The organism is Mesorhizobium sp. P2_F8, assembly GCF_056403655.1.
In genome coordinates this window covers 21,126-27,693 of sequence record NZ_JBFUFB010000029.1, presented here as the reverse complement: position 1 = coordinate 27,693, position 6,568 = coordinate 21,126, and the positions used below count along the sequence as shown (strand labels likewise).

General features: G+C 58.8%; 7 protein-coding genes. 4 read left to right on the top strand and 3 right to left on the bottom strand.

The window, feature by feature from the left end:
* The 3 genes from AC1DZP_RS33740 to AC1DZP_RS33730 all read right to left on the bottom strand — a co-directional run.
* A partial coding sequence (locus tag AC1DZP_RS33740) for an ATP-binding cassette domain-containing protein (RefSeq protein ID WP_477308432.1) occupies nucleotides 1-718 on the bottom strand: 718 nt, incomplete at its 3' end.
* An 18-nt stretch (nucleotides 719-736) separates the two neighbouring features.
* Nucleotides 737-1,501, bottom strand: a complete 765-nt coding sequence (locus AC1DZP_RS33735; RefSeq protein WP_126070461.1) for an SDR family NAD(P)-dependent oxidoreductase — start codon at nucleotides 1,499-1,501, stop codon at nucleotides 737-739.
* Complete coding sequence (locus AC1DZP_RS33730) at nucleotides 1,485-2,207, bottom strand: GntR family transcriptional regulator (protein ID WP_477308430.1); 723 nt, start codon at nucleotides 2,205-2,207, stop codon at nucleotides 1,485-1,487. Before AC1DZP_RS33730 ends, AC1DZP_RS33735 begins: the two co-directional genes overlap by 17 nt.
* A 156-nt stretch (nucleotides 2,208-2,363) precedes the next feature.
* Here AC1DZP_RS33730 and AC1DZP_RS33725 point away from each other — a divergent pair, with 156 nt between their 5' ends.
* From AC1DZP_RS33725 to speB, 4 genes are all read left to right on the top strand, one after another.
* Nucleotides 2,364-3,323 (top strand): ABC transporter substrate-binding protein, encoded by a 960-nt coding sequence (locus tag AC1DZP_RS33725; RefSeq protein WP_477308428.1) that lies wholly within the window; start codon nucleotides 2,364-2,366, stop codon nucleotides 3,321-3,323.
* On the top strand, nucleotides 3,302-4,498 hold the full coding sequence (locus AC1DZP_RS33720) for an ABC transporter permease subunit (protein ID WP_477308426.1): 1,197 nt from the start codon (nucleotides 3,302-3,304) through the stop codon (nucleotides 4,496-4,498). The genes AC1DZP_RS33725 and AC1DZP_RS33720 overlap by 22 nt, the downstream gene beginning before the upstream one ends.
* Entirely contained in the window at nucleotides 4,479-5,333 is an 855-nt protein-coding gene (locus tag AC1DZP_RS33715) for an ABC transporter permease (protein ID WP_477308424.1), read from the top strand. Before AC1DZP_RS33720 ends, AC1DZP_RS33715 begins: the two co-directional genes overlap by 20 nt.
* A gap of 157 nt (nucleotides 5,334-5,490) precedes the next feature.
* Nucleotides 5,491-6,531 carry an agmatinase gene (gene speB / locus AC1DZP_RS33710; RefSeq protein ID WP_477308422.1) on the top strand — a complete coding sequence of 347 codons (1,041 nt, stop codon included), beginning with the start codon at nucleotides 5,491-5,493 and terminating at the stop codon, nucleotides 6,529-6,531.
* The last annotated feature ends 37 nt before the right edge of the window (nucleotides 6,532-6,568 follow it).

Genomic DNA, 6,568 nt, shown 5'->3' with positions numbered 1-6,568 from the left:
GTTGGCCCTTGCGCAAAAGGGCGATGCGATCTCCAACGCGTGCGGCCTCATTGAAGTCATGGGTCACGAAAACGGCTGTCTTGGACAGCGTTTTCTGCAGCCTGAGAATCTCGTCCTGCATCTCTTCGCGAATGAGTGGATCGAGCGCTGAAAAGGGCTCGTCCAGTAGCCAAAGGCTCGGATTGGTTGAGAGGCTGCGAGCAATGCCGACGCGCTGCTGTTGGCCTCCGGAGAGCTCATAAGGATAATGATCCTCTTTGCCCGACAACCCGACAAGCCCAATCATATCGAGCGCCTTTTGCTTTCGCGCAGCTGCGCGCACACCTTGAATCTCTAGCGGCAACTCCACATTGCCGACCACGGTACGGTGGGGAAGCAGCGCAAAATTCTGGAACACCATGCTCATGTGCGTACGGCGGAGCAGTTGCAGGCTCTTTTCAGGCACGGCGCGTAAGTCCTGACCGTCGAAGCACAACGCTCCTTCCGATGGCTCCACCAGACGCGTCAAGCATCTCAGCAGAGTGGATTTTCCGGACCCCGACAGTCCCATGATGACCAGGATCTCGCCCTTCGCCACGGAGAGATCGACGCCGGCCAACGCGACGAAACCGCCGCGCTGCTCCACAGAGGAGATGTTCTCACTCAGCGGCAATCCGGGATCGATACTATGCGCCTTGGCCGGTCCGTAAATCTTCCAAAGGTTCTTGCAACTCAACATGGCTATCCCCGACAATCCTCAGCCTAATTCCCTGGCTTCGTTCAACATGATCGCGTCGGAGGAGGTGTAGCCGCCATCGACAGCGATGCTCGTACCCGAGACAAAGCTGGCCCTGTCGGACAAGAGGAATGCGACCACGCCAGCGACCTCCTCCGGCCTTCCGTCCCGCCCAAGAGGCGTGATTGACGCTGACCCTGAGGACGCCCCAGTTGTCATGTCGGTTTGGATCCATCCCGGCGAAACGGCGTTGGCGCGGATGTTTCGGGAACCGAAATTGCATGCGAGGCTCTTGGCCAGATTGATCATCGCCGCCTTGGACGCCGCGTAAGCCATGCTTGCGTAGGAGCCGAAGAATGCGTCGGTGGAGGCTACCAAAACCACCGATCCTCCCGACACGATCTGCTTCTGCAGTCCAAGAGTCAGCCGCAACGCTGCATTCAGATTTACTTCGAAGGTGCGGTCCCAGATCGAGATGTCATATTCAGTAAATCGCTCGAATTTGACGATTCCCGCATTGTGGACGATGCCCCGAAGCTGGACACCCTGCAGGCGCCGCATCAACTCGTCCTGACTCTCGCGCGCGCCGGCATCGAAATGGTGAAGCGTGACTTTGCGCCCCAAGTCGTCGCCATACGAAACGAGGCCCTCTGCCGCTGTCGCATCGCTGATGTAGGTAGCATGCACATCGTAGCCATCCCGGAGCAACATCTCCGCAGTCGCTCGCCCAATACCTCGGGACGCGCCGGTGACCAGCGCAATCGGAGCTTCACTTGGATTCGACATATTGTTCCTCGATCTTCTTTTTGGCTTTTGGTCTCAGTTTCTGATCCTGATCCATTTCAAGGAACAGGTTCACGCCTTTGCAGGCATACTGCAGGGCAGAGGTCAGAATTTCCTTGGCACTGGCCGCGTCGGCCGCCTCCAAGGCGTCGATGATCGCAACCAGGGCCGCATTCAGTCTAGTGACGATGCCCTTCTCCTCGAAGGCCTCGCGCGCCGGCGGAGCTGTCTTGATCCAGACGCTTTCGATCATCTCGATGAGCGCCTGAGATTCCCCTCGCACATAGATCTTCATTAGAAGGCCGTTGAACCGAGGGGCGTATCCAACGGTGTCGCCAGCCTCGATGTCGCGCTGCATGCACTCGGCTTCGCTTCGGAGCGCCTGGATCGTTTCACTCGATATACGCCCCGCTGCCCTCTCCAGGGCAAGGCATTCGAGGCTCACCGAGATCTCAAGGTATTCGTTGAAGCTCTGCCGGGAAACGAAGGGGACACGCGCCGATCGGTTTTCCTCGACGATAAGAATACCCTCTTCGCCTAAGCGCCGGAACGCCGTACGGACCGGCATCGGGCTGACGCCCAGTTCGGCGGCGATATCGCGGATCTTCAGGCGCTGTCCGGCCCGCCAGCGGCACTCAAGGATATCCTGACGGACAAGCTTGTACACGCGGTCCGAAGCGGTCGTGCTCTGCTCGTCCTTCTGTGTCATTTGTGACTCATTTGTGATATCTACGGTCCATATCTATGCTGCATTCAACCCGACATTCCCGAGCAATGCAACCTCTTTTTCTATTTTTGTGATTGACATGTGATAAGAAGTGCGCCCTACTTTGGCTCATAGGTCATTTTGAAAGGGTGTTTCGCGATGCGGTTTCCACTCTCGTCAGTCACGTTGGCGTCTGTGCTTTGCGCCAGTCTGCGCATTTCTTCCGGCGAGGCGCTCGCCGCCGCGCAATCCCAGGATCCGGTACGGCTGGCGGTCGTTAGTGCGCCTGACGCGGACTTCATCACGAACGTGTTCGGTACCTTGCTCAAGAAGGCCGGATACAACATCCAGTACGTGCATACCGACTACACGGCGCAGTTCACGGCCATAGAGCTCGGCGACCTCGAGATCAGTCCCGCAATCTGGTCGTCTTCTCCCGAGCTGATCGCAGCTGCGCTCGCGTCCGGCTCTGTGACGAAGGTGGGGTCGGTCGGCGTCAAGATCAGGGAAACCTGGTGGTACCCCAACTATGTCGCTGAGCTATGTCCGGGATTGCCGGACTGGAAGGCGCTCAAGAATCCTGCCTGCATCAAAGCGCTGTCCAACCCGGAGACGGACGGAAAGATCAATTATCTCGGAACACCGGCAGACTTTGATGCCGACGACGAGCGCCGCATCGCGGCGCTAGGCCTCGACGTCCACATAACCTTGCCGGGTACCATGGCGGCCATGGTCGCCACGATGCAGGGCGCAATCGAGAGGAAAAAGCCGATCATCGGATTTGGTTTCGTGCCTCACTGGCTGTACGGCTCCGGCGTGGGCACCTTTGTCGATTTCCCGCCCTATGAGGACGCGTGCCGCAGCGATCCCGCCTGGGGCGTCAACCCCGATCTCGTGGGTGACTGCGCTTTGCCCACGGGAGATATCATCGAATTGATCAACAATGATTTCGCCAAGCGCGAGCCCAATGTAACGGATCTCTTGAAGAAGTTTGTTTTGACCAATGACGATGTTGCCTGGGGCATCCTCAAGCAGGATAAGGGCGGACTTACGCCCGAAGCTGCCGCGGCTGAGTGGATTTCCACCAACGAGAAAAAGTGGTCACCGTGGCTTCAATAGCCTTCGGCGCGACATCTGTGGCGCCGCTCCTTCGCCACAAATGGCTGCTGAGCAGCCGTTTGTGGGTAGCTTTCGGCCTTATTTTGCTCGTCGCCGCCTATTTCGGGCGGGAGGTGCTGCCCGAAGGGTTGTACGTCTGGCCGAAGCAATGGCTGCTGCCGTTGCTTAAGATGTCCAACGATGTGCTCAACCAGTTGCTTCGCCGATCCGAAATTTTCGGCGAGCCTCTGCGGGTCTGGACGCGTGCGGGTGGGGAGGCAGTCGGCCTTCCGATGCGGGGCCTGCAGAACCTTCTGACCACCGGCTGGTCCTTTCCGGGTCGCACTGCAGCCGAAACGGTTACTCTGCCGCCATTGTCGTGGGTGTCGGTCGTTCTCGCTGCAACCTACATGGGTTGGCTCGCCGGTGGGCGCCGCCTGGCTGTCCTGGCGTTTGCAACTTTTGCGTACTTTCTTGTTTTCAATCTTTGGGCTCAAGCGACATTGACGCTCGCTTCCGTGGCGTTTGCGATCGTCGTCGGCGTGATCTTTGGCCTGGCGCTTGGCGTGATGCTGTTTCGTTGGCGTTGGCTCGAAACCGTATCGAACCCGGTCTTCGACGTCATGCAAACGATTCCGCCATTTAGCTATCTGGTGCCAGTCCTGATCCTCTTCGGGTTCGGTCCCGTCGCGGCGTTGGTGGCAACACTGATCTTCGCTTTGCCGCCGATGGCGCGAGCGGTGGTGTATGGCCTGCGTCGGTTACCGGACCATACGTTCGAACTGTCCAGCATGACCGGTGCCTCCCCGCTGGCAGGGCACATCGAAGATCCTTTTGCCAAGCGCGAGGGACGACCTCCTTCTGGGCGTCAATCAACTGGTGATGATGGCTCTGGCTATGGTCATTCTGGCTTCCATGATCGGCGCAGGTGGCCTTGGAGCGGAAGTGCTTCGCGCGATCCAATCCCTCAAGATCGGTCGCGGGTTGGAGGCGGGGATTGCGATAACACTGCTGGCCGTACTGCTTTACGGCTACGGACATTCGATCGCCGTGCGTCGACCTTCTCATCTGTCTCGACCGCAACCGATAAGGCACCTCGCAATCCTGGCCGCCATCCTCGTCATTCCCACAGTCGCGGGAGTGGCAATCGCACCTCTGGCGCAATATCCGGTCGAGTTGACGATCTCGACCGCTGATTTCTGGTCACGCGTCATCAGTTGGCTGAACGGCAACTGGGGCGATGGTTTCGAAACCGCCCGGCTGACCATCACGCTCGGCGTCATTCGGCCCTTGTTGACGATACTGAGAGATCTCGGCTGGGCGTCGATTGTTGCTTCCATGCTGTGTTTCGGCTTCGCGCTGCGGCGGCCTTCCCTTGCTGTCCTGTCTTGCGCCACGCTCATCCTGATCGCTGCCATTGGCTATTGGGACAAGTTGCTGATCACTTTCAATCTGGTGACGGTCGGAACGCTGCTCTCTCTTTTTGTCGGAGCGCCCTTGGGAGTATGGGCCGGATCTTCGCGCCGCGTGCACGCGGTGTCGGAGGTTGTCGTCACGACCCTGCAGACGTTGCCTTCCTTCGTATACCTGGTGCCCGTTGTCATGCTTCTGGGTCCCGGAGATGCAACCGCGGTGATCGCCATTGCGCTCTACTCCGTGGCGACGACGGTGCGATACACGGACCATGCCATCCGCAATGTCGATCCAACCACAATCGAAGCCGCGGTGGCGTTCGGGGCCACCCCACTTCAAACGTTCTGGAAGGTTCGTCTGCCTCTTGCCCGACCTGGTCTGATGCTGGGTCTCAACCAAACGATCCTCATGTGTGTTGGGATGGTGGTCATCACGGCGCTTGTTGGCTCACAGGGGCTTGAACTGGAGACCGTGGATGCCATCGCTCGCGTCGAGGCCGGCAGAGGATTGCTTGCAGGCCTTGCGATTTCCGCACTGGCAATCATCCTGGACCGCTATGTAGGCGCGGTCGCGGAGAAATTGAACGCCCCCGGCTCGCCCCGCGCCAAATCATCATGATCATCTATGTTCCGGCTGCCCGCTACGGCTGCGGAAATGTGAACATTGAGGGTGGCACGTTGAAGCCATTCAGGGCCCTCGATGGCGGTACGCGCCGTCGGCCAATTCCATGTCTTCTGATTCCAGGAACAACGCGACACAAGGAGAGGGTTTCGTAATGGTTGACTTTAATGAGCGCCTTGCAGCGCTGCGGGCGAAGTTCGCCGACAGTCTCGAGTTTCATGATCCGAAATTTCGCAAGGTTGGTGAGAAGATATTTAGCGGCGGAACCCGTCTGGCGCCGTATTCCGGCATCTCAACCTTTGCCGGCTTGCCATTGAAGACAATCGATTTCAAAGCACCCGACTTCGGCGATCTCCAGGTAGCGGTAGTCGGCGTGCCAATGGACCTTGGTGTAAGCAACCGACCCGGATCGCGTTTCGGGCCACGTGCGATACGGTCAATTGAGCGGATTGGGCCGTACAATCACGTCCTCGAATGCGCGCCTGCGTTCGATCTTAGGATCGCCGACATAGGCGATATTCCTTTCGCAAGCCGCTACCGCCTGGAGCAAAGTCACGATGATATCCAGGCGGCGATTGCGGCGGTCGTCGCTGCGGGCGTAATTCCCGTCTCGGTTGGAGGTGATCACTCGATCACTCATCCTATCCTCAAGGCCGTCGGCCGCGATCGTCCGGTCGGGTTGATCCATATCGATGCGCATTGCGACACGGGCGGCCCTTTCGATAAGACGAAGTTCCATCACGGCGGCCCGATGCGTAACGCGGTCTTGGACGGCGTGCTCGATCCCGCCCGGACAATCCAGATCGGAATTCGCGGCTCGTCGGAGTATTTGTGGGAATTCTCCTACGCCTCCGGCATGACGGTCATCCACGCCGAAGAAATTTCGGGCCTTGGAATCGAAGCCGTGATCCGCAAGGCGAGGGCGATTGTAGGCGACGGCCCGACCTACCTTTCTTTTGATGTCGACAGCGTCGATCCGGCCTTCGCACCGGGGACAGGCACTCCGGAAATTGGCGGGCTCACGACGCGCGAGGTGTTGGAGCTCATCAGGGGACTGAAGGGCGTCAATCTTGTTGGCGCAGACGTCGTCGAAGTGGCTCCGCAATACGACGCGACAACCAACACAGCGCAAGTCGGCGCACAGGTGCTCTTTGAAATTCTGGGCCTGCTGACGTTTAGCCCTTCGCTCGCATGAGCGAGGGTGTGAGCCTTATCCGAATTGGGAAGGAGCA

Excerpts from the sequence above, each read along its gene's own strand:
- AC1DZP_RS33735 (WP_126070461.1), bottom strand. The coding sequence starts at position 1,501 with ATGTCGAATCCAAGTGAAGCTCCGATTGCGCTGGTCACCGGCGCGTCC.
- AC1DZP_RS33730 (WP_477308430.1), bottom strand. The coding sequence starts at position 2,207 with ATGACACAGAAGGACGAGCAGAGCACGACCGCTTCGGACCGCGTGTAC.
- speB (WP_477308422.1), top strand. The coding sequence starts at position 5,491 with ATGGTTGACTTTAATGAGCGCCTTGCAGCGCTGCGGGCGAAGTTCGCC.
- AC1DZP_RS33725 (WP_477308428.1), top strand. The coding sequence starts at position 2,364 with ATGCGGTTTCCACTCTCGTCAGTCACGTTGGCGTCTGTGCTTTGCGCC.